This window comes from Azospirillum sp. TSH100 (assembly GCF_004923295.1).
Lineage (GTDB): Bacteria > Pseudomonadota > Alphaproteobacteria > Azospirillales > Azospirillaceae > Azospirillum.
The window spans coordinates 46,157-69,762 of sequence record NZ_CP039636.1 but is presented as its reverse complement, the minus strand read 5'-3'; the positions used below and the strand labels follow the sequence as shown (position 1 = coordinate 69,762).

Below are 23,606 nucleotides of genomic sequence, written 5' to 3'. Positions count from 1 at the left end.
CACTCGCGCCTACGGATTTGGCCGGGGAATAAATGGTCAGGCGATGTCGACGACAATCGGTTGGTAGCCAAGCCGGCTCAGGAAGGCCGACAGGTCGTCGGGGTGCATCGACAGCGTCGCGCGATTGGTCATCGGGTGGAAATTGACGGTGTCGCCGGCCAGGACGCGGCGTTCCAGCACCAGACGGACCCGGCGCTCCTTGTCCGCCACCAGCGCCAGCGGGCTGACCCCGCCCGGCTCGATCGACAGGACCTGCTCCAGCGTGACCGGCGAGGCGAAGGACAGCTTGGCCGAGCCGATGACCGGGGCCAGTTCCTTCATGTTCACCGATTGGTCATGCGGCAGCACGACCAGCCACAGGACGCCCTTGGCGTCCTTCAGAAGCAGGTTCTTGGTGTGAACGCCGGGGACGCTGCGCCAGTGCTCTTCGGCATCGGCCACGGTGCGCACCGGCGGATGGGCATGCAGGCGCATCGGCGTCGACGCGAGGGCCAGTTCCCGGCACAGTTCTTCGGGAATGCCGGCTTCACGCCAGTGCATCTGCATGGTGTCGTTGTCGTCGAGCATGGTCGCCATCCCTGTGGGTCCGGCAAGCCGCACAAGGCGGTTTGCTGCATGACCGCAGCATGGCGAAAGGATCCACCCGCCGATTGTACGGGTGCGTCACCGGCGTGGAATGAAACGGCCCTGTCCGAGGTCTCAGCCCTTGCGGAAGACGGAGGGTGTCATGCCGCGGCGCTCCTTGAAGGCGCGGACGAAGTGCGAGGAATCGCAGAAGCCGACGGCGGCGGCGACCTCCGTCACCGACTGCTCGGTGTTGCGCAGCAGGAATTCGGCATGTTCCAACCGCATGATCCGGTAGGCCTCGGTCGGCGTCATGCCCAGCGCGTTCTGGAAATGGCGTTCCATCTGGCGCCGGGCGGCTCCCAGGCGGCGTGCCATCTCCGCGACCGACAAGGGCACGTCGATGTTCTGCTGCATGAGCAGAAGCGCCTTCCGCACCACCTCGTCGTTGGTGGAGAAGTCGAGCGGGATGCCCGGCTGCGGCTTCTCCCCGCGCAAAGCGTCGTCGATGATCATGATGTGCAGGCTTTTGCGTGCCTGGGCACGCCCGACATGCTTTTCGACCAGATAGGCCGCGAGATGGGCCGAACTGGTCCCGCCCGAGCAGGTCAGCCGGTCGCGGTCGACGATGAAGATCTGGTCGGACACCGGCGTGATGCCGTCGAACTGTTCCAGGAAGTCGGCATGGTGGAACCAGCTGATGCAGCAGCGATAGCCGTCCATCAGCCCGGCGCGCTGCAAAATGAAGGCGCCGGTGCACACCCCCACCAGCGGGATCTTCGCGGCCGCTGCCTGACGCAGATAGCGGATGTAATCTGGGCTGAGGTTGGAGATCTCGTCGATCAGCCCGCCGATCACGACGATGTAGTCGAATTTGGTCGGGTCGCCCAACCGCTCGGTCGGCTGGACCAGCATGCCGCAACTGGACGCCACCGGCCGCATCTGGTCCGACAATACAGCCCACTCGCACAGGATCGGCCGGCTGCGGTCGCCCTCGTCGGCGGCGAGCCGCAGCACGTCGACGAAATTCGCGAAGGCGCACAGGGTGAAGCGATGAGCGAGGATGAAGCCGACGGACAGGCGTGGGGCGATCGGGCGATTCGGCAGCCGTCCGGTCCTGGTGGCATTGGACGTGACACTGCCTGCGCCGATGCCGGCTGTCCCGATGCTATTCGTCATGTGATCTCCAGCGGACGCATCGTCGCACAGGTGACATTAAACTGACGCATCCATTCTGTCCAACGGTGGGTCGCTTCCCGATACTGTCAGCACATTGAACTTCGCGGTGCTGCCATGACCCGCTTCTCATTTTCCTCGCTGTTGACCAACGCGCTGACCGGCAACAAGAACTGGCAGCCTCAATGGCCCGATGCGGAACCGAAATCCGAATATGACGTCGTGATCGTCGGCGCGGGCGGGCATGGTCTGGGGGCGGCCTATTATCTCGCCAAGGAACACGGCATCACCAACGTCGCGGTGGTGGAGAAGGGATGGCTCGGCGGTGGCAACACCGGCCGCAACACCACCATCATCCGCTCCAACTACCTGTATGACGAGAGCGCCCGGCTCTACGAGCATGCGGTGAAGCTGTGGGAAGGGCTGAGCCAGGAGCTGAACTACAACGTCATGTTCTCGCAGCGTGGCGTGATGATGCTGGCGCACACGGTCCATGACATCCAGAGCTTCAAGCGCCACATCCACTCCAACCGCCTGAACGGCATCGACAACGAGTGGCTGACGCCGGAGCAGGCCAAGGAATACTGCCCGCCGCTGAACATCGCCGCCAATGCCCGCTATCCGGTGATGGGTGCGGCGTTGCAGCGGCGCGGCGGCACCGCCCGCCACGATGCGGTGGCCTGGGGCTATGCGCGGGCCGCCTCGGCGCGTGGGGTCGACATCATCCAGAACTGCCCGGTGACCGCCATCCGCCGCGACGCTTCCGGCCGGGTCACCGGGGTGGAGACGGCGCGCGGCTTCATCAAGGCCAAGAAGGTCGCGGTGTCGGCCGCCGGCAACACCTCGGTGGTGATGGACACCGCCGGCGTCCGGCTGCCGCTGGAAAGCTATCCGTTGCAGGCGCTGGTGTCGGAGCCGATCAAGCCGGCCTTCCCCTGCGTGGTGATGTCCAACACCGTGCATGCCTATATCAGCCAGTCCGACAAGGGCGAACTGGTCATCGGATCCGGCACCGACCAGTACACTTCCTACAGCCAGCGCGGCGGGCTGCCCCTGATCGAACACACCGTCGCTGCCATCTGCGAGGTGTTCCCGATCTTCAACCGCATGCGCATGCTGCGCAAATGGGGCGGCATCGTCGACGTCACGCCCGACCGCTCGCCGATCATCGGCAAGACGCCGGTGCCGGGGCTGTACGTCAATTGCGGCTGGGGCACCGGCGGCTTCAAGGCGACGCCGGGCTCGGCCAACGTCTTCGCCCACACCATCGCCCGCGACGAGCCGCACCCGATCAACGCGCCCTTCACGCTGGAGCGTTTCAAGACCGGCCGGTTGATCGACGAGGCCGCCGCCGCCGCCGTCGCGCATTGAGGAGACGACCATGCTGCTCATCCGCTGCCCCTATTGCGAAGCAGAGCGCCCCGAGGTGGAGTTCACCTATGCCGGCGAGGCGCATATCGCGCGACCTGCGGACCCTTCCGCCCTGTCGGACGATGAATGGCGCGACTTCCTGTTCATCCGCACCAACCCGCGCGGCCGGCATTTTGAACGCTGGCGCCATATGCATGGGTGCGGCCGCTTCTTCAACGCGGTGCGCGACACCGTGACCGACAAGTTCGCCATGACCTACAAGGCGGGGGCTCCACGTCCGAGCGACGAGGAGATCGCGCGTGCGGTCAGCGCCGCCATCGGGACCGCCACCCGCGCCGAGGAAGCACGTCCATGAGCAATTTCCGCATTGCCGGCAAGGGCAGGGTCAACCGCGGCCGTCAGGTCCGCTTCACCTTCGACGGCGTGGACTACAGCGGCTACGAAGGCGATACGCTGGCGTCGGCGCTCCTGGCGAATGGCGTCCATCTCGTCGGTCGCTCCTTCAAGTACCATCGTCCGCGCGGCATCCTGTCCGCCGGGTCGGAGGAGCCGAACGCGCTGGTCGGGACCGACCGCGGCAACGGACGCTTCGAGCCGAACACCAGGGCGACCGTGCTGGAGGTCTTCGAAGGGCTGAAGACCGAGAGCCAGAACCGCTGGCCGTCGCTGACCCGCGACATCGGGGCGGTGAACGACGCGCTGTACATGCTGTTCTCGGCCGGCTTCTACTATAAGACCTTCATGTGGCCGAAGAGCTTCTGGGACAAGGTCTACGAGCCGGTCATCCGCAACGCCGCCGGCCTTGGCAAGGCGCCGACCGCCCCCGATCCCGATGTCTATGCCAGCCGCTTCGCCCATTGCGACGTGCTGGTCGTCGGTGGCGGTGCTGCCGGCCTTGCCGCCGCGCTGGAAGCCGGACGCAGTGGCGCCTCGGTCATCCTGTGCGACGAGCAGTCGGAAATCGGCGGCTCGCTGCTGTCGGAGCCGACGGCCGAGATCAACGGGCAACTGGCCTGGGACTGGCTGGAGGACACCAACGCCGCGCTGGCGGCGATGCCGAACGTCACCGTGCTGCCGCGCACCACGGCCATCGGCTATTACCACCAGAACTTCGTCGGCCTTTGCCAGCGTCTGACCGACCATCTCAGCATCGTTCCGGACGGCGCGCCGCGCGAGCGGATGTGGAAGGTGCGGGCCAAGCAGGTGGTGCTGGCCCAGGGCGCCATCGAGAAGCCGCTGGTGTTCGCCGGCAACGACCGGCCTGGCGTGATGCTGGCCGGGGCCGCGCGCACCTATCTGAACCGCTATGGCGTCAAGGTCGGCAACCGGGTCGTCGTCGTCACCAGCCATGACAGCGCCTGGCACGCCGCCTTCGATCTGGCCAAGGCGGGGGTGGAGGTCGCGGCCATCGTCGATGTCCGCGGGACCGTTCCGACCCAGCTTGTCGCGGCGGCCGACGCGCTCCGCATCAAGACGATGATCGGCTGGACCGTCACCGGGACCAAGGGCCGGCTGCGCGTCTCCTCGGTGCGGGTCAATCCGGTCGCGAACGGCGGCAAGGTCGGCGGGGCGGAGACCATCGCCTGCGACGCGCTGCTGATGTCGGGCGGCTGGACCCCCAGCGTCCATCTGTTCTCGCACACCCAGGGGTCGCTGACCTGGAACGAGGACGGCCAGATGTTCCTGCCCGGCCGTGGCAAGGAGGAATGCCGTCTGGCCGGGGCCGGCAAGGGCCGCTTCGGCTTGAAGGCCGCCTTCGAGGACGGTGCCGCCGCCGGTGCCGCCGCAGCGGCGGATGCCGGCTTCACCGCCCAGCCGGCCACCTACCATGTCGAGGGCGAGCTGTCCTTCACCGGCGTGACCAGCCGCGAGCTGCCGACCGACCGCGATCCCGGCCATGCCAAGGCCTTCGTCGATTTCCAGAACGACGTCATGGCCAAGGACATCCGGCTGGCGGTGCGCGAGGGCTTCAAATCGATCGAGCACATCAAGCGCTACACCACCAACGGCATGGCGACCGACCAGGGCAAGCTGTCCAACATCAACGGTCTGGCCGTCGCGTCCGATGCGCTGAAGCGGCCGATTCCGGCGGTGGGCCTGACCACCTTCCGTCCGCCCTACACCCCGACCAGCTTCGGCGCCTTCGCCGGCTACAACAAGGGCGAGCTGTTCGAGGTGACGCGCAAGACGCCGATCGACGGCTGGGCGGCGGAGAATGGCGCGGTGTTCGAGCCGGTGTCGCTGTGGCGTCGCGCCTGGTACTTCCCGCAGGTCGGCGAGGACATGCACGCGGCGGTGGCGCGTGAATGCAAGGCGGTGCGCTCGTCGCTCGGCATGTTCGACGCCTCCACCCTCGGCAAGATCGAGATCGTCGGTCCCGATGCCGCCGAGTTCATGAACCGCATGTATACCAACGCCTGGACCAAGCTGGCGCCCGGCCGCTGCCGCTATGGCCTGCTGCTGGGCGAGGACGGCTTCATCCGTGACGACGGCGTGATCGGGCGTCTGGCCCATGACCGCTTCCACGTCACCACCACCACCGGCGGTGCGGCGCGCGTGCTGAACATGATGGAGGATTACCTCCAGACCGAATGGCCCGACCTGAAGGTCTGGCTGACCTCGACCACCGAGCAATGGTCGGTGATCGCGCTGCAAGGCCCGAACGCCCGCAAGCTGATCGAACCCTTCGTCGAGGGCATCGACCTGTCGGACGGCGCCTTCCCGCACATGGCGGTGGCGACCGGCAAGATCTTCGGCGTGCCGACCCGGCTGTTCCGCGTCTCCTTCACCGGCGAACTCGGCTTCGAGATCAATGTGCCGGCCCGCTACGGCCGCGCGGTGTGGGAAAAGCTGTTCGAGGCCGGGCAGCGCTTCGGCATCACCCCCTACGGCACCGAGACGATGCACGTCCTGCGCGCCGAGAAGGGCTACATCATCGTCGGCCAGGACACGGACGGCACGCTGACGCCGGACGACGCCGGCCTGTCCTGGGCGGTCGGCAAGACCAAGCCGGACTTCGTCGGCAAGCGCTCGCTGTCCCGGCCGGACATGCTGGCGAAGGATCGCAAGCAGCTGGTCGGCCTGCTGACCAGCGATCCGAAGACCGTGCTGGAGGAGGGGGCGCAGATCGTTCTCGACCCGAACCAGCCGGTGCCGATGGACATGGTCGGCCATGTGACCTCGTCCTACTGGAGCGCCGAGCTGGGCCGGTCCATCGCCCTGGCGGTGATCCAGGGCGGCCGGTCGCTGCAAGGCAAGACCGTGCATGTGCCGATGCCGGACAAAATCCATGCCGCGACGATCACCGGCATGGTGTTCGTCGATCCCGAGAACACCCGTCTCAGCGCATAGGAGGCTCACCCGTGCTTCTGGCCAATCACCCGTTGCTGGGCAAGACCATCCCCGGCGACACCGCAAGCCGGCTGAGCATCCGTGCCGCCGAGGATGTCGCCCGCTTCAGCCTGCGGATCGATCCCGCCGCCGCGCAGGCGGCCGGGGCCGCCTTCGGCGCGCCGCTCCCCACCCGCATCGGCGGGATGGTGGAGGCCGGCGGCCGGATGGCGCTCCAACTCGGCCCCGACGAGTGGGTGCTGACCGCGCCGGTCGCCGAGGGCGACGGCATCGTCGACGCCTTCGCCGCCCTTGGGGAACCGCACAGCCTGGTCGATATCGGCCATCGCGAGGTCGGCATCCTGGTCGAGGGGGAGGCTGCGGCGCTCGCGCTGCGCTCCGCCATCGCCTTCGATGTCGAGGCGATGACGGTCGGCACCGGCTGCCGCACCCTGTTCGACAAGGCGCAGATCGTCCTGATCCGCGAGGACGAGATCCGCTTCCGAATCGAGGTCTGGCGTTCCTTCGCCGACCATGTCTGGGGAATCCTGCACGCCGTCAGCCGCGAAATCGCGCTCGGCCTCTGATCGAGAGAACCGCACATGACCCGTCATCAGTCCCTGCCGAAATCCGATCTCACCGATACCGCCATCGCGGCGGCCATCGGGCGCGAGCTGAACCGTCAGAAGTACGAGATCGAGCTGATCGCCTCGGAAAACATCGTCTCGGCGGATGTTCTGGCCGCCCAGGGCTCGATCCTCACCAACAAATACGCCGAAGGCTATCCGGGCCGCCGCTATTACGGTGGCTGCGAGTTCGTGGATGAGGTCGAGACCATCGCCATCGACCGCGCGAAAAAGCTGTTCGGTGCCGGCTTCGTCAATGTCCAGCCGCATTCGGGCGCCCAGGCAAATCAGGCGGTGTTCCTGGCCCTGCTCCAGCCGGGCGACCGGGTGATGGGCATGTCGCTGGCCCATGGCGGCCACCTGACCCACGGTTCGCCGGTGACGATGTCGGGCAAGTGGTTCGACATCGTCAGCTACGAGGTGCGGGAGAGCGACCAGCTGATCGACTATGACGCCTTGCGCGCCAAGGCTTTGGAAACCAAGCCGAAACTGATCGTCGCCGGCGCCTCGGCCTATCCCCGGGTGATCGACTTCGCCGCGTTCCGCCGCATCGCCGACGAGATCGGCGCCTATCTGATGGTGGACATGGCCCATTACGCCGGGCTGGTCGCCACCGGCCAGTATCCGGATCCGCTGCCGCATGCCCATGTGGTGACCACCACCACGCACAAGACCCTGCGCGGCCCGCGCGGCGGCATGATCCTGACCAACGACGAGGCGCTGGCCAAGAAGTTCAACTCGGCGGTGTTCCCCGGCAACCAGGGCGGTCCGCTGATGCATGTCATCGCCGCCAAGGCGGTGGCCTTCGGCGAGGCGCTGACCCCGGAGTTCAAGGCCTATGCCGCGCAGGTGGTGGCCAACGCCAAGCGGCTGTCCGACACGCTGGTGAAGGGTGGGCTGGACATCGTCTCCGGCGGCACCGACTGCCATATGGTGCTGGTCGATCTGCGGCCGAAGGGCGTCAAGGGCCGCGACGCCGAGCGGGCGCTGGAGCGGGCCGGCCTGACCTGCAACAAGAACGCGATCCCGTTCGACCCGGAAAAGCCGGCGGTGACCTCCGGCGTCCGTCTCGGCACCGCGGCGGGCACCACCCGTGGCTTTGGCGAGGCGGAGTTCGCCCGCATCGGTGAACTGATCCTGACCGTCGTCGACGCCCTTGCCGCCGCCGGCCCGGACGGCAATGCCGAGGTCGAGAAGCGCGTGCACGGCGAGGTCCGGGAGCTGTGCGAGCGCTTCCCGATCTACGGCTGATAGGGTCTCGCGCCGCTGGGAAATTTTGCTTAAAAGGCCAACTGTTTTGACCTGACGAGGCGCCCGATGTTTCTCAGCGTTTTCGATGTGTTCAAGATCGGCATCGGCCCGTCCTCGTCACACACGATGGGCCCGATGACCGCGGCGGTGCGGTTCCTGGACATGCTGCGGGCGCAGGTGGACGCGGCGCCCGCAGCGCTCCTGGTGCGGCTGCACGGCTCGCTCGCTTTCACCGGCAAGGGTCATGCGACGGACCGTGCCGTGCTACTCGGTCTTCTCGACTACCGGCCGGACAACCTCGACGTCGATGAAGCAGAGGAGCGCATCGCAGCACTTTGGCGGACGCGGAGGCTACACCCCGCCGGCCTCCCGGCGCTCGACTTCGATCCGGAAACCGATCTGGTCTTCGACTTCGGGCCGCCGCTGCCCGGCCATGCCAACGGACTGGTTTTCCAGGCTTTGGACCAAGCCGGCAGGGTGGTCCTGTCGGAAATCTTCTACTCCATCGGTGGCGGCTTCGTCGTCACGGCGGCGGAGCGCGAGGCCCCGCCGGCAGCCTTCGAGACCGAGTGCGTCGGCTGGCCCTATCCCTTCCACAACGCCGCGGCGATGTTGCGGATGGCGCGGGACAGCGGTTCGTCGATCGCCGAGATGAAGCGGGCCAACGAGATCGTCGTCCGCTCCGCCGCCGAGGTGGACCGGAAGCTCGACGACATCTGGGCGGCGATGAACAGCTGCATCGAACGCGGCCTCAGCCTGGACGGCCAGCTGCCCGGCAGCCTGAAGGTGAAACGGCGGGCCAAGGCCATCCATCAGCAACTCTTGCGCGAGCGCGGGGTGAATTCCAGCCTGCCGCATGTCGCCTCCGATTGGCTGGCAATCTACGCGATGGCGGTCAACGAGGAGAATGCGGCAGGTGGCAAGGTGGTGACCGCGCCGACCAATGGGGCGGCGGGCGTCGTGCCGGCGGTGATCCGCTATTACCTCGACCATTGCGCCGGGGCGGAACCGGCGAAGGTCGCCGATTTCCTGCTGACCGCCGCGGCCATCGGCGGACTCATCAAGCACAACGCCTCGATTTCCGGGGCCGAGGCCGGGTGCCAGGGCGAGGTCGGGTCGGCCGCCGCCATGGCCGCGGCGGGGCTGTGCGCCGTGCTGGGCGGAACGCCGGAGCAAGTGGAGAATGCGGCGGAGATTGCGCTGGAGCATCACCTTGGCATGACCTGCGATCCCGTCGCCGGCCTGGTCCAGGTGCCCTGCATCGAGCGCAACGCCATTGGCGCCACCAAGGCGGTGGCAGCTGCCTCACTGGCGCTGCGCGGCGACGGTCAGCACTTCATGCCGCTCGACAACTGCATCCAGGCGATGCGGCAGACCGGCGAGGAAATGAGCACCAAGTTCAAGGAGACCAGCCTGGGCGGGCTCGCGGTGAATCTGCCGGAGTGCTGACTCCCCATTCAGCCGAGTTAGACCCGATGCATGCCGGCACCACGGTATTTGCCGCGTTGGGTGGCGATTGGGAGCCGGTGCTGGCCTGTGGCTGGCTGCTGTCGATGAACCGGAGAGTCACCGTCACGGTCGGCCCATTGAACCGGGGTCCTGGGGCCGGACCGTGGGCGTATGGCCTGATGGATTGGCACGTCTTCAAACGGGACCGTGACGAGGGATCCCTGTTGCGTGCCGCCGCAGTTCGGGTGCGAGACCTTGCGGCACGGTTCCCCGGTAGTGGATCGATTGACTTGAGGCGGGACCAGCCGGCCGGGACGTTCGATCTGCTGCTGGTCGGCAGGCCGCCGTCCCACCAATCACCGATTTGGAATGCCGAGGCGCGGCGGTTCAAGGCGGTTCTGGTGGCTCCGGCCGAGACGGCCGACCGCCTGGGCCGCAACGTAACCATTCTGGCGGACGGACCGCCCCGCGACCTAACAGCCTTCAACCTTGCCCGGCGGCTTTTCCCGACCATGGCATCGCTTCACCTGATCCTCGACAGGCCGGCCGATCCGGATCGGGTGGACGGGTGGCTGCGGTGGCTGGACTGCCAATGCCCGGTCCGTGTCTCGGCGGCGCGGCGGACCACCGATGCGCGGATCGCCGCCATTCTCGAAGCCGGAGGCGACCTTGTGGTCGTCGAGCGTCCAGCACGCTTCTGGAAGTCGATCGGCTTCGAGTGGCGGCTGCCCGCCCTCATCGATCGCACGCCGGGGGCGATGCTGTTCACCCTTTGAACATGGCCGCCGCCGAGCGAGCGCTCACTCCAGCCGATCGCCCAGCTTCGTCCGCATCAGCGCCAGCTCCGGGGCGTTGCGTGCCTCCATCTTTTCCAGAACGCGGGCGCGATGGGTTTCGACCGTTCGGATGCCGATGGCGAGGCGGCTGGCGATCGTCTTGTTGGGCAAGCCCTGGGCGACCATTTCCATCACCTCCAGTTCGCGCGGGCTGAGCAGGGCGATGCGGCGGCGGATGTCGCCGATCTCCGCATCGGCGCTACGCGCCGCGAGGTCACGCTCGAACGCCTCCTGCACCCGCTCGATCAGCAGATCCTCGTCGAACGGCTTTTGCAGGAAATCCACTGCCCCGGCCCGGAAGGCCCGCACTGCGGCGGTGACGTCGCCATGGCCGGTGATGACGATCACTGGAAGGGTCAGGCCGCGCCGGATCATCTCCTGTTGCAAATCCAGCCCGTCCATGCCCGGCATGCGGATGTCGAGAATGGCGCAACCGGGCTGGTCGGGGGAGGCCGTCTCCAGGAACTCGGATGCCGATGCGCAGCAGCGCACGGCCAGCCCGGCCAGATCGAGGTGGAGCGCCAGGGCGTCGCGCACGGCCTCGTCGTCATCCACCACGAAAGCAATGGGGGCGTCGGGCGTCTCGGTCGTCATGCGGGCTCTCCGTCTTTGTCCGTCGTATGGACGGGGATGGTGAACTGGAACACGGTTCCGCCGTCCGTTCCGCTGCGCGCGGTCAGGCTGCCGCCATGACCCTCGACGATGGTGCGGACGATGGACAGTCCAAGCCCCATGCCGGTCGGCTTGGTGGTGACGAAGGGGGCGAACAGGTTCCGTTCCACCACCTCGGCAAGGCCGGGGCCGCTGTCGCGCACGCCGATGGCGACGAAGCCGGGCTGGGGCGCGGCGCCGGCGAAAAGGACGATCCGGCGCCGGTCGGAAGTCGGCTGGACGGGCGCAGCGCCGGTCGCGCCGTCGCCCATCGCTTCGGCGGCATTGCGGACGAGGTTGAGAATGGCCTGCTGCAATTGCACCGCATTGCCGTCAATGGGCGGCAAGGCAGGGTCGATCTCGGTGGCGATCTCCACCGCATGGCGGCTGGCGAGCGGTCCGGCCAGCGTCAGGCAATCGGCAATCAGCGTTGGGACCGGCAAGGGGGTTCGGTCGCTGGCGCCCTTGCGCACGAAATCGCGCAGGCTGCGGATGACGCGGTCCGCCCGCTCGGCCTGGGTGACGGTCTTGTCGAGAATTTCGGTCAGGCGGGGAGAGGCACCTTCGATGCGCGCCACCTTGCGGGCGGCGCGGGCATACCCCATCGCCGCCGCCAGCGGCTGGTTCAGTTCATGGGCCAGCGCGGCCGCCATTTCGCCGGCTTCGATCAGGCGAGAGGCATGGGCGAGGTCGGACTGCCGCATCCGCAGCCGGTCCTCTGCCCGGCGGCGTTCGCTGACCACGGCGCCCAGCGGCAGGATGGTTACCGCCAGCGTCAGCATCAGCAACTGGAAATGCGCCATCCGCGCGGTGTCGACGCCGGTCGCCTGGATGGCGGCGATCAGCCCAATCTGCGTGGCGACCGACGCCAGCACCGCGCCGCCCAGCCCATGCCGCACGGCGATTCCGATCGCCGGCAGGAACAACAGGTAGAAATGCTCGTACTGTGAGGAGGCGAGCGGGCCGAAATCGAGCCACAGGGTGAAGCCGATCAATGCCCCCCAGACCAGGGCTTCTGCGGCTCCGCGCCAGGAACGGCGGAGCGCCGGCATGTGCCGGCCGATCAGTACCATCGGTGTCAGAACGGCGATGCCGATGACTTCGCCCGTCCAGTAGCGCAGTAGCACCTCCGGAAAATTTCTCCACTCGAACAGTCCGGCCGCGGTGTGGAGAGCGATGAAGCACAGCCCGATGCCCAGCACCGCCGCCGCGCTACCGCCCAGCAGCAGGACAATGTCGCGCAGACGCGACAGCCCGGGATCGATCGCACGGCGCAGCAGCCCGCCCGCCCCCCCATAGCCGACGGCGGCGACTCCGTTCGCCACAAGCGGCGTCCACAGCGCGACCGGCAGATCGCGGACGATCAGGTCGGCTGCCATCAGGGCCAGCCAGATCAGCGGCACGGCGCGGATGCCGAGCAGCACCGACATGCCCATCATCAGCCCGGCCGGTGGGTTCCACGGCGTGATGTTGATGGGGGAAACCGCATGGATGAAGCTGATCCAATCCAGGAACATGTGGGCGGCCAGATAGGCCGGAATGAACATCCATCGTCGGTGGGCAATCTGCGACATGGCGTGATGGTAACGCCAACCTGCTCCGACTGCATCAGGTGAAATCGCTGGTCCCATATTACTACGGATAGCCTGCAATGCGGTGCATGGGCTTTTCAGGTCCGTATTTCCCGGCATGGACAGACTGCGGCCGAACTCCAATCATTGAGGTGTTTCCTGCGGAGTGATTTTCGGCAGGAGAAGGACCGCGCCGGAACAGATGACCGGAGACCTCACAATACGGGACTGTCATGATGGCAAGCCTAAAGCGCATTCTGCTGGCAACCGACCTGGAGCCGAAATCGGACCGCGCCCTGGAGCGCGCCGTCCAGCTCGCCCAGTGGTTCGACGCGGAGCTGACGGCGCTGCATATCATTGACGGCAACGGCGGGCGCTATGGTTGCCTGCCGCTGCACCATATCGAAAGCGAACTGCAACTCCGCATCCAGGCCGCGAGGGGCGGGGACGGCATCCGGGCGCAGGCGGTCGCGGTGCGTGGCGATGCGGTGGAACACCGGGTTGCCGGTTATGCCGGGCTGTGGCGGCCCGACCTTCTGGTGGTGGGCTTGCACCAGCGCGACCGGGTGGCCGACCTGTTCCTGGCCTCTACCGTCGAGCGCATCGCGATCGCCGACGGGACGCCGATGCTGATCGTGCGCGACAAGCCGCTCCAGCCCTATCGGCGGGCGCTGGTGCCGGTCGATTTCTCCGAACGGTCCCAGCCGTCGGTGGAGGGCGCGCGGATGCTGATGGCGGAAGGATGTCTCCACCTTTTGCATGTCGCCGACCTGCCGGAAACATCGGCACTGGACAAGGCACAGGTCGAGCACGACTTCCGGACAGTGCTGGGACTCTGGGGGGATGGGCCGCCGGATGCACCAGAGGTGGGTACGATCCTCCTCCCTGGCTCCCCGACCCGGCGTATCGTCCAGCTCGCACGGCAGGGATCGTATGATCTGGTCGCAATGGGCTCTGCCCGGCGCAGCGGTGTTTCGCGCGCTCTGCTGGGCAGCACGGCGTCGGAGGTGATCGACGCGCTGCCCTGCGACGTGCTGATCGGCGGCGTGGCTCTGGAGGCCGGCCGGTCGCCGGCGTCCCCATCGTCCGCCGGATCCTGCCGTCCCGACCCAGATGGCCCCAATGGAGAACCGGATGACCATCACTGATTACTTTTCCGCGACAGACGTCATCCTCGATGCCGTCGCCGGGAACAAGGCGTCGCTGCTCGACCAGTTGGCGGCTGAGGCGGCCGAACGCAGCGGCCGGCCAGCGCCGGAGATCCTCGAGGCCTTGCAGGCGCGGGAGAAGATCGGCTCCACCGCGCTCGGCCGGGGCGTGGCGCTTCCCCATACGGAGCTTGCCGATCTGGCGGCTCCGGTCGTGCTCTTCGCCCGTCTCCAGCGCTCGGTCGACTTCGACGCGCGCGACGATGAGCCGGTCGACCTCGTCTTCCTGGCGCTGTGGCCGGCATCGAACCGGAAGGGGCTGCTGGCGGCGATGGCGGAAATCTGCGGGGCGCTGCGCGATCCGCAGTCGCTGCGCCGGCTGCGCGGGGCGAAGACGCCCGACGACGCAGCACAGATCGTCCTCCAGGCCGTTGCCCAGGATGAAGACGGCCAGGACAGCAACGATGCGACGCCAGGCTTCTAACCCCGTCCATCGCCGCCGCTCCAGTCTGCCGCCAGCCGACCGTAGGATTCCATGCCCGACGCACTCCCGCTCCTGATCGCTCTCCTTCTGCCGTTTGCCGGTGCGGCCGCCGCCGGCCTGCTGCCCACGCATGCGCGAAACGCAGCGGCGTATCTGGCCGGAGGCGTGACGCTGATCGGGCTGGCGATGGTGTGGGCGGCTTATCCGACGGTCTCGGCGGGTGGCGTGCTGCGTCATTCCGTCGGCTGGATGCCGTCGCTGGGGCTGGATTTCTCCTTGCGGATGGACGGCTTCGCCTGGCTCTTCGCCGGGTTGGTGTTCGGGGTGGGCGTGCTGGTGGTGGTCTATGCCCGCTACTACATGGCGGCCGAGGATCCGGTGCCGCGCTTCTTCGCCTTCCTGCTGGCCTTCATGGGGTCGATGACCGGGGTGGTGCTGTCGGGCAACCTGATCCAGATCGCCTTCTTCTGGGAACTGACCAGCCTCTTCTCCTTCCTGCTGATCGGTTATTGGCACCACACCGCCGCCGCCCGCGACGGCGCGCGGATGGCACTGACGGTCACGGCGACCGGCGGGCTCTGCCTGTTCGCTGGCGTGCTGATCCTCGGCCACATCGTCGGCAGCTACGATCTGGACGCCGTGCTGGCGGCTGGCGACCGCATCCGGTCGCATCCTCTCTATCTGCCGGCCCTGGTGCTGATCCTGCTCGGCGCGTTGACCAAGAGCGCCCAGTTCCCCTTCCATTTCTGGCTGCCCCATGCAATGGCGGCGCCGACCCCGGTGTCGGCCTATCTGCATTCGGCGACGCTGGTGAAGGCGGGCATCTTCCTGATGGCGCGGCTGTGGCCGGTGCTGGCGGGCAGCGAGGCATGGTTCTGGATCGTCGGTTCGGCGGGCCTCGCCACGCTGCTGCTCGGCGCCTACATCGCCATCTTCCAGCATGACCTGAAGGGGCTGCTGGCCTATTCCACCATCAGCCATCTCGGCCTCATCACCCTGCTGCTTGGCTTGAATAGCGAGCTGGCGATGGTGGCGGCGATCTTCCACGTCATCAATCACGCGACCTTCAAGGCCTCGCTGTTCATGGCCGCCGGCATCATCGACCATGAGACGGGGACGCGCGACATCCGGCGGCTGTCGGGCCTGAACCGCTTCATGCCCTTCACCGCCCGCTTGGCCCTGATCGCCGCCGGTGCCATGGCGGGCGTGCCTCTGCTCAATGGCTTCCTGTCGAAGGAGATGTTCTTCGCCGAGGCTCTCTCCGCCAAGGATCCGCTGCCGGTCTTCTTCGACGTTCTGCCGGTTGCCGCGATGGTGGCGAGCGCCTTCAGCGTCGCCTATTCCCTGCGCTTCATCCACGGCACCTTCTTCGGGCCTGACCCGGTCGACCTGCCGCACAAGCCGCACGAGCCGCCGGCCTGGATGCGCTTTCCGGTCGAGGTTCTGGTGCTGGCCTGCATCGTCATCGGCATCCTGCCGGCCGCCACCGTCGGCCCCTATCTCGACATGGCCGCCCGTGCCGCTCTGGGTGCGGCGACGCCGGACTACAGTCTCGCGGTCTGGCACGGCTTCAATCTGCCGCTGTTGATGAGCATGGCCGCCTTCGCCGCCGGGCTGATCCTCTACCGGCTGCTGCAGAGCCATCTCGCCAAGGGGATCGAGGGGCCGCCACTGATCCGCGGCCTGGAGGGGCGGCGGATGTTCGAGCGGACGATGGTCTTCCTGTCCTGGCGCCTTGCCCGTACCGCCGAGGGGCTGCTCGGCACCCGCCGCCTGCAACCGCAGCTGCGGCTGGTGGTGGTCGCCGCCGTGCTGGCCGCCGGCTGGACGGTGTGGCTGCGCGGGGTGGGGCCGGGCAATCTGGCGCCGTCCGGCATTGATCCGGTGCTGGCGCTGATCTGGCTGCTGGGGGCCGCCTGCGCGTTGGGTGCGGCCTGGCAGGCGAAGTTCCACCGGCTGGCGGCGCTGATCCTGCTGGGCGGAACCGGGCTGGTCGTTTGCGTGACCTTTGTCTGGTTCTCCGCCCCCGACCTCGCTTTGACCCAGCTGCTGGTGGAGGTGGTCACCACCATCCTGCTGCTGCTGGGCCTGCGCTGGCTGCCCAAACGGCTGGACATTCCCGGCAGCCGTGGGGCGGAGGTGGTCACCCTGACCCGCCGTCTGCGCGACCTTGGCATCGCCGCCGCCGCCGGGGCCGGCATGGCGGGCCTCGCCTTCGGGGTGATGACACGCTTCCCGCCCGAGCTGCTGGCCCGCCATTTCCTGGAACTGGCCTATAGCGACGGTGGCGGCACCAATGTCGTGAATGTCATCCTGGTCGATTTCCGCGGCTTCGACACCATGGGCGAGATCGCCGTACTGGGGGTGGTGGCTATGACCGCCTATGCGCTGCTGCGCCGCTTCCGGCCGGCGGCGGACAGCGTCGACGTCACCGAACAGCAGCGTGACCAGAGCGCCTTCGACGCTTCGCGGCCCGACCGCAAGGACGGCGACACGGTGGCCGACTGGCTGTTCATCCCGTCGCTGATCGCGCGGCTGCTGTTCCCGGTGATCCTGTTGGTCGCGCTGTTCCTGCTGCTGCGTGGCCATGACCTGCCGGGCGGCGGCTTCGCCGCGGGCCTGACCGTCGCCATCGCCATGATCCTGCAATACATGTTCGGCGGCATCCAGTGGGTGGAGACGCGGCTGCGCGTGCTGCCGATGCGCTGGATGGGCATCGGCCTGCTGCTGGCCGCCGGTACCGGGTTGGGCGCCTGGGTGGCGGGGCGGCCGTTCCTCACCAGCTATTTCGCTTATTCGCAGATACCGGTGCTGGGCAAGATCCCGGTGGCGAGCGCCCTGCTGTTCGACATTGGCGTCTTCGCCCTGGTGGTCGGCGCCACCATCCTGATCCTGATCGCGCTGGCCCGCCAATCGCTGCGCGGCCACCGTGCCGCCGCACCGCGCCAGCCGGAGGTTCCGGCGGTGCCTGAACCGGTGCCAACCGCCATGGGAGAGACTGCCGTGGGAGACGACTGATGGAACTGATCCTTTCGCTCGGCATCGGCGTGTTGACCGGCTCCGGCGTTTGGCTGCTGCTGCGGCCCCGCACCTTCCAGGTGATCGTCGGCCTGTCGCTGCTGTCCTATGCCGTCAACCTGTTCATCTTCTCCACCGGCGGCCTGCGCACCGGAGCGGCGCCCATCCTGGAGGGCGGCCGGGCCGGGACGCTGGCCATGCATGCCGACCCGGTGCCGCAGGCGCTGGTGCTGACCGCCATCGTCATCGGCTTCGCCACCACCGCCCTGTTCCTCGTCCTGCTGCTCGCCGCCCGCGGTCTGACCGGCACGGACCATGTCGACGGAAAGGAGAGCGGCCGGTGAGCGGCTGGATGGACCATCTGACGATCGGCCCCATCGTCGTGCCCCTGCTGGCGGGGGCGGTGACGATGCTGATCGACGAGCGGAAGCGCACGCTGAAGGCGGTGATCGGCATGGCGTCGGCGCTGACGCTGCTGGGACTGGCGATCCTGGCCCTGACCATCGCCGATTCTGGGACGGGCGTCGTCCGCGTCTACCGGCTGGGCGACTGGCCGGCGAATTTCGGCATCGTGCTGGTGCTGGACCGCTTCGCCGCCCTGATGCTGGTGCTGACCGGGATTCTGGGCGTTGCCGCCCTGACCTTCTCGCTGCCGCGCTGGCAGAAGGCGGGGGCGCATTTCCAGTCGCTGTTCCAGTTCCAGCTGATGGGGCTGAACGGCGCCTTCCTGACCGGCGACCTGTTCAACCTGTTCGTCTTCTTCGAGATCATGCTGGCGGCCTCCTATGGCCTTGCCTTGCATAGCTCCGGCCTCGCGCGGGTGCGGGCGGGGCTGCATTACATCGCGATCAACCTGTCGGCGTCGCTGCTGTTCCTGATCGGCGTCAGCATGATCTACGGCATTTCCGGCACCCTCAACATGGCCGATCTCGCCGGCCGGGTCGCCGGGCTGGCGGCCGAGGATCGCGGGCTGCTGGAGGCCGGCGCGGCGATCCTGGGCCTCGCCTTCCTGATCAAGGCGGGGATGTGGCCGCTCGGATTCTGGCTGCCCAACACCTATTCCACCCTGGGTTCGGCGTCGGCCGCCATCGTTTCGATCCTCAGCAAGGTCGGCATCTATGCCGTGCTGCGTCTGTGGCTGCTGGTGTTCGGCGACGGGGCCGGGGAGTCGGGCGGCTTTGGCGGCGCGGTGCTGCTGGTCGGCGGGCTGCTGACTGTCGGTTTCGGTTCGATCGCCGTGCTGGCGACGCAAAACATGGCGCGGCTGGCCGGGGCCGTCGTGCTGGTATCGTCCGGCACCCTGTTGGCCGCCATCGGCGCAGGCCGGATGTCGGTGACCGGCGGGGCGCTGTTCTATCTGACCAGCTCCGTCCTGGCGGTCGCCGGCTTCTTCCTGCTGATCGAGCTGGTGGAGCGTGGCCGTGGCGTCGGTGCCGACGTGCTGGCGGTGACCCGCGAGGCCTTCGGCGAGAGCGACGACGAAGATGCCGACGACAGTGGAGGGGGGGCAGGCGTTCCCATCCCGGCGACGATGGCGATCCTAGGCATCGGCTTCCTGTCCAGCGCGCTACTGCTGGCCGGCCTGCCGCCGCTGTCGGGATTCCTCGCCAAATTCGCCATCCTGTCGCCCCTGCTGGCGGCCGGGCCGCAGGTGCCGGCGACAACCTGGGCTCTGCTGGCGGCGCTGGTGCTGTCCGGTCTGGCGACGGTGGTGGCGATGACGCGGGCAGGAATCGACGCCTTCTGGGCCTCGCCCGCCGCCGAGGTGCCGCGGGTGCGGGTGGCGGAGATCGCGCCCGTCCTGCTGCTCGTCGCCCTCAATCTGGCGCTGACGATCCAGGCCGGGCCGGCGATGCGCTATATGGAGGACACCGCAAGGTCGCTGCACGCGCCGCTGGACTATAACGGTGCCGTGCTGTCCGGCATCCCCACCGTGGGAGGCGCCCGATGAGACAGCTGATGAGGCGGTTGCTGCCCTATCCGATGATGACGGCGACGCTGCTGGCGGTATGGCTGCTGCTGAACGAGAGCATGGCCCCCGGGAGCATCATCCTGGGCGGCCTGCTGTCGCTGGCGACCGCCGCGACACTGAGTATGCTCGACCTGCCGGGCGGGCGGTTCCGCCGTCCGCGGGCCGCCCTGTCGCTGCTGGGACTGGTGCTGGTGGATATCCTGCGCTCCAACTGGGCGGTTGCGAAGATCATCCTGCGTCCGGGCAGCGGAGGCCGGGTGTCCGGCTTCGTGCGCATCCCGCTCGATCTGAGGGCGCCCTATGGGCTGGCGACGCTCGCCTGCATCGTCACCGCCACGCCCGGCACGGTGTGGGTCGCTTATGACCGGCGGCGCAACACCATCCTTCTGCACATCCTCGACCTCGTCGACGAGCAGGAGTGGATCGACACCATCAAGGGCCGCTACGAGACACGGTTGAGGGAGCTGTTCGAATGACCCTGACCCTGCTGATGGGCACCATTTTCCTGACCCAGATCCTGCTGGTCGTCGCCATGGCCTTCGCGACCTTCCGGATATTACGGGGGCCGCGGGCGCAGGACCGGGTGCTGGGGCTGGACACGCTCTATGTCACGGCGACCATGCTGCTGCTGACCTTCGGCATCCGCACCGGCAGCATCCTCTATTTCGAGGCGGCGTTGATCATCGCTCTGCTCGGTTTCGTGTCGACGGCGGCGCTGGCGAAGTTCCTGATGCGTGGCGAGGTCATCGAATGAGCAACCATCTGGCCGATCTTCCCGCCTGGGCGGCCATCCCCGCCGCCCTGCTGCTGCTGGCTGGTGCCGGGCTGACCCTGATCGGAACCGTCGGGCTGCTGCGTTTCGGCAGTTTCTACCAGCGGGTCCATGCCCCGACGCTCGGCTCCACCCTGGGCATCGGCTGCATCCTGCTGGCCTCGATGCTGGTCTTCTCCGTGCTGGAATCGAGGGCGATCCTTCACGAGGCGCTGATCACGGCCCTGATGGTGGTCACCACCCCCATCACCCTGATGTTGCTGGCACGGGCCGCTCTCTACCGCGACCGCAGCGAAGGAAGCGACGAGGTGCCGCCGCCACCCTCCGGATCGGCGACAGCGCCTGGGCTGGGTGGGACGGGGGAGCAGGGAGTGTAACCCGGCGAATCAATCGCGGTGACGCAACGCTTCCACCAGCGCGCTGAAAGCTAGGGAGGACTGACACCGGCGCGGATAGTAAAGATAATAGAGTATTTTCAGAATGAGTCTCCATACCCTGCGGCGCGGAAGTTGTTGGCGCACTCGTCCGGCTTGAAGTGGTCAAGGAGTTGGCCGATACGACGCCAGAGTCCATCGACTGTTCGGTCTTTGGCTCGGCGCAGCAGGGCCTTAAGCTTGGCGAAGGCCATCTCGATGGGATTGAAGTCGGGACTGTAGGGCGGCAGCAGGAAGAGTTGGGCGCCGGACGCTTGGATGACGGCGCGGACCTCGGCGGTCTTGTGGGCGGGCAGATTGTCGAGCACGACGATGTCGCCGCACCGCAAGGTTGGGATCAGCACCTGCTGGACGTAGGCGAGGAAGGCTGCTCCGGTCATCAGCCCGTCGAGCACCATCGGCGCGGTCAGGCCGCCAGCATCATGTCCGAGTGCGTCCGCAGATGAGCCGAAAGCACGGTCTCCTGCTCTGGCATCAGCTTGCGAGGGCGGTGGCCGCGTGACCGGTTGGCCGCCGTCTCGCCGGTGGTCCGGTGTCGGATCAGCGCCTTGTAGATGTATGAGATGCTGACCTGGAAGACCGAGGCGGCAGCGCGCACTGCCTTGCCGCCATCAACCGCCGCCAGAATCCGGGATCGAAGATCGTCCGAATAGCTCTGCCCCTCACGCCATGCCATCGCTACCCTCAGAGCGGAAATCCAGGAGCAGCGAATCATGCTACGACGCCAATGGGAATCCCCCTCAGCGATTCCAGGCAACCTGAAAACGCTCTAGCACTACTTTGGCAGTTCTACTGGGGCCTGTGCCGTGCAAGCCAACACCGACAGCAAGGACATCGGAGCGGCGGGTAGGTGAGGAACTGCGCGAGAATGGCTTGGCGAATGGCGGGCAACGTCGGCCGAGGTGGCGGTCCGCTGTTGCCGTCGGCGATTTTTCCCCCACTCCGGCGCGCTGGCGAGCCGAAGGTGCTGGAGAAACGCCACAGTGATCATCGCCAGAAGCAGATGATGGTGCAGGCCGTGCCAACTCCGTCCCTCGAAGTTGTCGAGCCCGAGTTCCTCCTTCATTTGCTGATGGCCCTGTTCGCAGACCCAGCGCGCTTTGATCCGGGCCGCCAGGGTCCGCCACGTCAGGGGCTGCCACGTCGCCGTCTCCAGCATCGCCGCCGCGGCGACCGGCTTTTCGCTGGCGACGGCGTGTTTGCGCGGCCGACCGACCGGGGCAACCGGCCACGTCACCGTCACGGCGGTGTGGTAGACCGACTGTGTGCACTGGATGCCGACCGCCCAAGTCAGGCCGCGCGCGCTCAGCTCCTTGCGGAAGGCGTCGCCGTACCCGACACCGGCGACGACCATGTCGAAACGCACACCTCCCGCCCGTACGCGGTCCAGTTCGTCCAGCGCGACCTGCGGCTTGGTGCGCTCGCCTAGGCGATTCTCAGGCACACCGGCTCGACGGCAACGCTCGGCGTTCGAGGCCCAGTCGTCCGGCATGAACAGACGCAGAGCCACCGGCACGGGAACATTGTCGCGGGTCAGGGTCAGGGGGACCACCACCTGACAGGTGGCCTCCTTGCCGAGTGCGCCGCAGTACTGGTGGGCAACGCCGACCGAGTGGCGGCCCTTCTTGTGGAACCGTCACCATCACCCTGACCGACATTGTTCTCGGCGCCACCCTTACTCTCGGCGACGTGGGTAATTGGTAGACTCAGCGGATGGTTATATCAGGTAAGATGCTGCTCAAAGAAGGATTGCAGCTTGTCGAACGGGATCACATCCACCTTGTCGTAAAGGTCGGTGTGGTTCGCGCCGGGAATGATCATCAGTTCCTTGGGCTCCGCTGCATTCGCATAGGCCGTTTGCGCGAAATAGAGCGAATGGGCTTTTTCACCGTGGATGAACAGGATCGGGCGCGGGGAGATTTCCTTGATATAGGTCAGGATCGGCATGTTCATGAAAGACAGCGGCGTCGTTTGCGTCCATGAGTTGCCCGAGTTGACCGCACGTTTATGATACCCACGGGGTGTCATGTAGTAATCGTGGTAATCGACCAGGAACTGCGCTTCGTTGCCCGTTAGGACATTGTAGGGCGGTCCATAGGCTTGCATGCCCTTTTCCGCATCCGCCCAGCGCTGCCGGCTGAGCTGTTCCAGCGTTTTTGTGCGTTGTGCAAGGGTCACGCTGTCGTTGTAGCCTTTCGACATCAGGCGCGTCATGTCGTACATGGTGCTGGCCACGACGGCCTTCACGCGCTTGTCCACCGCAACGGCGTTCAAGGCGAGACCGCCCCAACCGCAAATGCCGATGAGGCCAATCCGTTCCTGATCGACCTCGGGCCGCAGGCCGATGAAATCCACCGCCGCCATGAAGTCTTCAGTGTTGATATCGGGCGAAGCGAGGTTGCGTGGCTCGCCGCCGCTTTCCCCGGTGTAGGATCCGTCGAAGGCGACCGTGACGAAACCGCGCTCGGCCATGGTCTGTGCATAAAGACCCGAGGATTGTTCCTTGACCGCGCCGAACGGACCGCCGACGACGAGTGCCGGCAGGCGCCTGCCGCCACGATCCTTGGGCAGGTACAGATCGCCCGCCAGGGTGATGCCGTAGCGGTTCCTGAAGCTGACCTTCCAATGATCGACCTTACCGCTCCGGGGGAACACCTTGTCCCAGTCGTCCTGCGACTGCGCGAAAGCCGGAGCGCCGGCGAGGGAAGCGGCGCCCAAGGCTGCGGCGCCAACTCCAGCGATCTTCAGCAGGTCGCGGCGATCCACGTCATGGTGGTCCCAATGCGTGGTCATGCTGTCAGTTCCGATTCCATCGCTCATGGCAATGCCTCCGCTGGATAGCGATTTTTAACAGCCATGGATTTTATCGGAAACGCAGTTTTCGATTAGACGGATCTCTTGGCTTGCGTTTATGAGCGTGATTCATCAATTGGATGAGGCCGGCAAGGCCCGA

At 66.9% G+C, this 23,606-nt stretch carries 21 protein-coding genes and 2 pseudogenes; 15 read left to right on the top strand and 8 right to left on the bottom strand.

Going from position 1 to position 23,606, the window contains the following annotated elements; genetic code table 11:
- Positions 1 to 36 precede the first annotated feature (36 nt).
- Positions 37 to 567, bottom strand: a complete 531-nt coding sequence (locus tag E6C72_RS18115) for a YbaK/EbsC family protein (RefSeq protein WP_109085749.1) — start codon at positions 565 to 567, stop codon at positions 37 to 39.
- A 132-nt stretch (positions 568 to 699) separates the two neighbouring features.
- Positions 700 to 1,743 (bottom strand): GlxA family transcriptional regulator, encoded by a 1,044-nt coding sequence (locus E6C72_RS18110; protein ID WP_109085701.1) that lies wholly within the window; start codon positions 1,741 to 1,743, stop codon positions 700 to 702.
- Positions 1,744 to 1,857: 114 nt separating this feature from the next.
- Between E6C72_RS18110 and E6C72_RS18105 the strand changes: the two genes are divergently transcribed.
- From E6C72_RS18105 to E6C72_RS18075, 7 genes are all read left to right on the top strand, one after another.
- On the top strand, positions 1,858 to 3,111 hold the full coding sequence (locus E6C72_RS18105) for a sarcosine oxidase subunit beta family protein (protein ID WP_109085702.1): 1,254 nt from the start codon (positions 1,858 to 1,860) through the stop codon (positions 3,109 to 3,111).
- 10 nt (positions 3,112 to 3,121) lie between these two features.
- The gene (locus E6C72_RS18100; RefSeq protein WP_109085703.1) at positions 3,122 to 3,466 is read left to right on the top strand and encodes a sarcosine oxidase subunit delta; all 345 of its coding nucleotides are present in this window, start codon (positions 3,122 to 3,124) and stop codon (positions 3,464 to 3,466) included.
- Positions 3,463 to 6,462, top strand: a complete 3,000-nt coding sequence (locus E6C72_RS18095) for a sarcosine oxidase subunit alpha (RefSeq protein ID WP_109085704.1) — start codon at positions 3,463 to 3,465, stop codon at positions 6,460 to 6,462. Before E6C72_RS18100 ends, E6C72_RS18095 begins: the two co-directional genes overlap by 4 nt.
- A gap of 11 nt (positions 6,463 to 6,473) precedes the next feature.
- The gene (locus E6C72_RS18090) at positions 6,474 to 7,028 is read left to right on the top strand and encodes a sarcosine oxidase subunit gamma (protein ID WP_109085705.1); all 555 of its coding nucleotides are present in this window, start codon (positions 6,474 to 6,476) and stop codon (positions 7,026 to 7,028) included.
- A gap of 15 nt (positions 7,029 to 7,043) precedes the next feature.
- A complete protein-coding gene (glyA, locus tag E6C72_RS18085; protein WP_109085706.1) occupies positions 7,044 to 8,318 on the top strand; it encodes a serine hydroxymethyltransferase in 1,275 nt (424 codons plus the stop codon).
- Positions 8,319 to 8,384: 66 nt separating this feature from the next.
- Positions 8,385 to 9,767 (top strand): L-serine ammonia-lyase, encoded by a 1,383-nt coding sequence (locus tag E6C72_RS18080; protein ID WP_109085707.1) that lies wholly within the window; start codon positions 8,385 to 8,387, stop codon positions 9,765 to 9,767.
- A gap of 26 nt (positions 9,768 to 9,793) precedes the next feature.
- A complete protein-coding gene (locus tag E6C72_RS18075) occupies positions 9,794 to 10,543 on the top strand; it encodes a hypothetical protein (RefSeq protein WP_136700806.1) in 750 nt (249 codons plus the stop codon).
- A gap of 24 nt (positions 10,544 to 10,567) precedes the next feature.
- On the opposite strand, the gene E6C72_RS18070 is transcribed toward E6C72_RS18075, so the two are convergent.
- Together E6C72_RS18070 and E6C72_RS18065 are read right to left on the bottom strand one after the other, a co-directional pair.
- On the bottom strand, positions 10,568 to 11,197 hold the full coding sequence (locus tag E6C72_RS18070; RefSeq protein ID WP_109085709.1) for a response regulator transcription factor: 630 nt from the start codon (positions 11,195 to 11,197) through the stop codon (positions 10,568 to 10,570).
- Positions 11,194 to 12,828, bottom strand: a complete 1,635-nt coding sequence (locus tag E6C72_RS18065; protein WP_247882158.1) for a sensor histidine kinase — start codon at positions 12,826 to 12,828, stop codon at positions 11,194 to 11,196. The genes E6C72_RS18070 and E6C72_RS18065 overlap by 4 nt, the downstream gene beginning before the upstream one ends.
- A 230-nt stretch (positions 12,829 to 13,058) precedes the next feature.
- Between E6C72_RS18065 and E6C72_RS18060 the strand changes: the two genes are divergently transcribed.
- From E6C72_RS18060 to mnhG, 8 genes are read left to right on the top strand one after another with little or no spacing between them, the layout of a single operon-like run.
- Complete coding sequence (locus E6C72_RS18060; protein ID WP_247875695.1) at positions 13,059 to 13,973, top strand: universal stress protein; 915 nt, start codon at positions 13,059 to 13,061, stop codon at positions 13,971 to 13,973.
- Positions 13,960 to 14,457, top strand: a complete 498-nt coding sequence (locus tag E6C72_RS18055) for a PTS sugar transporter subunit IIA (RefSeq protein ID WP_109085750.1) — start codon at positions 13,960 to 13,962, stop codon at positions 14,455 to 14,457. The genes E6C72_RS18060 and E6C72_RS18055 overlap by 14 nt, the downstream gene beginning before the upstream one ends.
- 51 nt (positions 14,458 to 14,508) lie before the next feature.
- Positions 14,509 to 17,475, top strand: a complete 2,967-nt coding sequence (locus E6C72_RS18050) for a monovalent cation/H+ antiporter subunit A (protein WP_109085711.1) — start codon at positions 14,509 to 14,511, stop codon at positions 17,473 to 17,475.
- Positions 17,475 to 17,819, top strand: coding sequence for a Na+/H+ antiporter subunit C (locus tag E6C72_RS18045; protein WP_109085712.1), 345 nt, complete (start codon positions 17,475 to 17,477; stop codon positions 17,817 to 17,819). The genes E6C72_RS18050 and E6C72_RS18045 overlap by 1 nt, the downstream gene beginning before the upstream one ends.
- Positions 17,816 to 19,426: a monovalent cation/H+ antiporter subunit D gene (locus tag E6C72_RS18040; RefSeq protein ID WP_247875696.1), complete on the top strand. Its 1,611-nt coding sequence runs from the start codon at positions 17,816 to 17,818 to the stop codon at positions 19,424 to 19,426. The genes E6C72_RS18045 and E6C72_RS18040 overlap by 4 nt, the downstream gene beginning before the upstream one ends.
- On the top strand, positions 19,423 to 19,923 hold the full coding sequence (locus tag E6C72_RS18035) for a Na+/H+ antiporter subunit E (RefSeq protein WP_247875697.1): 501 nt from the start codon (positions 19,423 to 19,425) through the stop codon (positions 19,921 to 19,923). The genes E6C72_RS18040 and E6C72_RS18035 overlap by 4 nt, the downstream gene beginning before the upstream one ends.
- Positions 19,920 to 20,201 carry a K+/H+ antiporter subunit F gene (locus E6C72_RS18030; protein ID WP_109085713.1) on the top strand — a complete coding sequence of 94 codons (282 nt, stop codon included), beginning with the start codon at positions 19,920 to 19,922 and terminating at the stop codon, positions 20,199 to 20,201. The genes E6C72_RS18035 and E6C72_RS18030 overlap by 4 nt, the downstream gene beginning before the upstream one ends.
- Positions 20,198 to 20,596, top strand: a complete 399-nt coding sequence (mnhG, locus tag E6C72_RS18025) for a monovalent cation/H(+) antiporter subunit G (RefSeq protein ID WP_109085714.1) — start codon at positions 20,198 to 20,200, stop codon at positions 20,594 to 20,596. Before E6C72_RS18030 ends, mnhG begins: the two co-directional genes overlap by 4 nt.
- 98 nt (positions 20,597 to 20,694) lie before the next feature.
- On the opposite strand, the pseudogene E6C72_RS32025 reads toward mnhG, so the two are convergent.
- The 4 genes and pseudogenes from E6C72_RS32025 to E6C72_RS18010 form a co-directional block, all read right to left on the bottom strand.
- Positions 20,695 to 21,066, bottom strand: a pseudogene (locus E6C72_RS32025) (transposase); the annotation flags it as partial.
- Positions 21,060 to 21,329: an IS630 transposase-related protein gene (locus E6C72_RS32020; protein WP_199228739.1), complete on the bottom strand. Its 270-nt coding sequence runs from the start codon at positions 21,327 to 21,329 to the stop codon at positions 21,060 to 21,062. The pseudogene E6C72_RS32025 and the gene E6C72_RS32020, both read right to left, overlap by 7 nt.
- A gap of 269 nt (positions 21,330 to 21,598) precedes the next feature.
- A pseudogene (locus E6C72_RS18015) lies at positions 21,599 to 22,226 on the bottom strand (transposase); the annotation flags it as partial.
- A 149-nt stretch (positions 22,227 to 22,375) separates the two neighbouring features.
- The gene (locus tag E6C72_RS18010) at positions 22,376 to 23,473 is read right to left on the bottom strand and encodes an alpha/beta hydrolase (protein ID WP_247875698.1); all 1,098 of its coding nucleotides are present in this window, start codon (positions 23,471 to 23,473) and stop codon (positions 22,376 to 22,378) included.
- Positions 23,474 to 23,606: the final 133 nt, after the last annotated feature.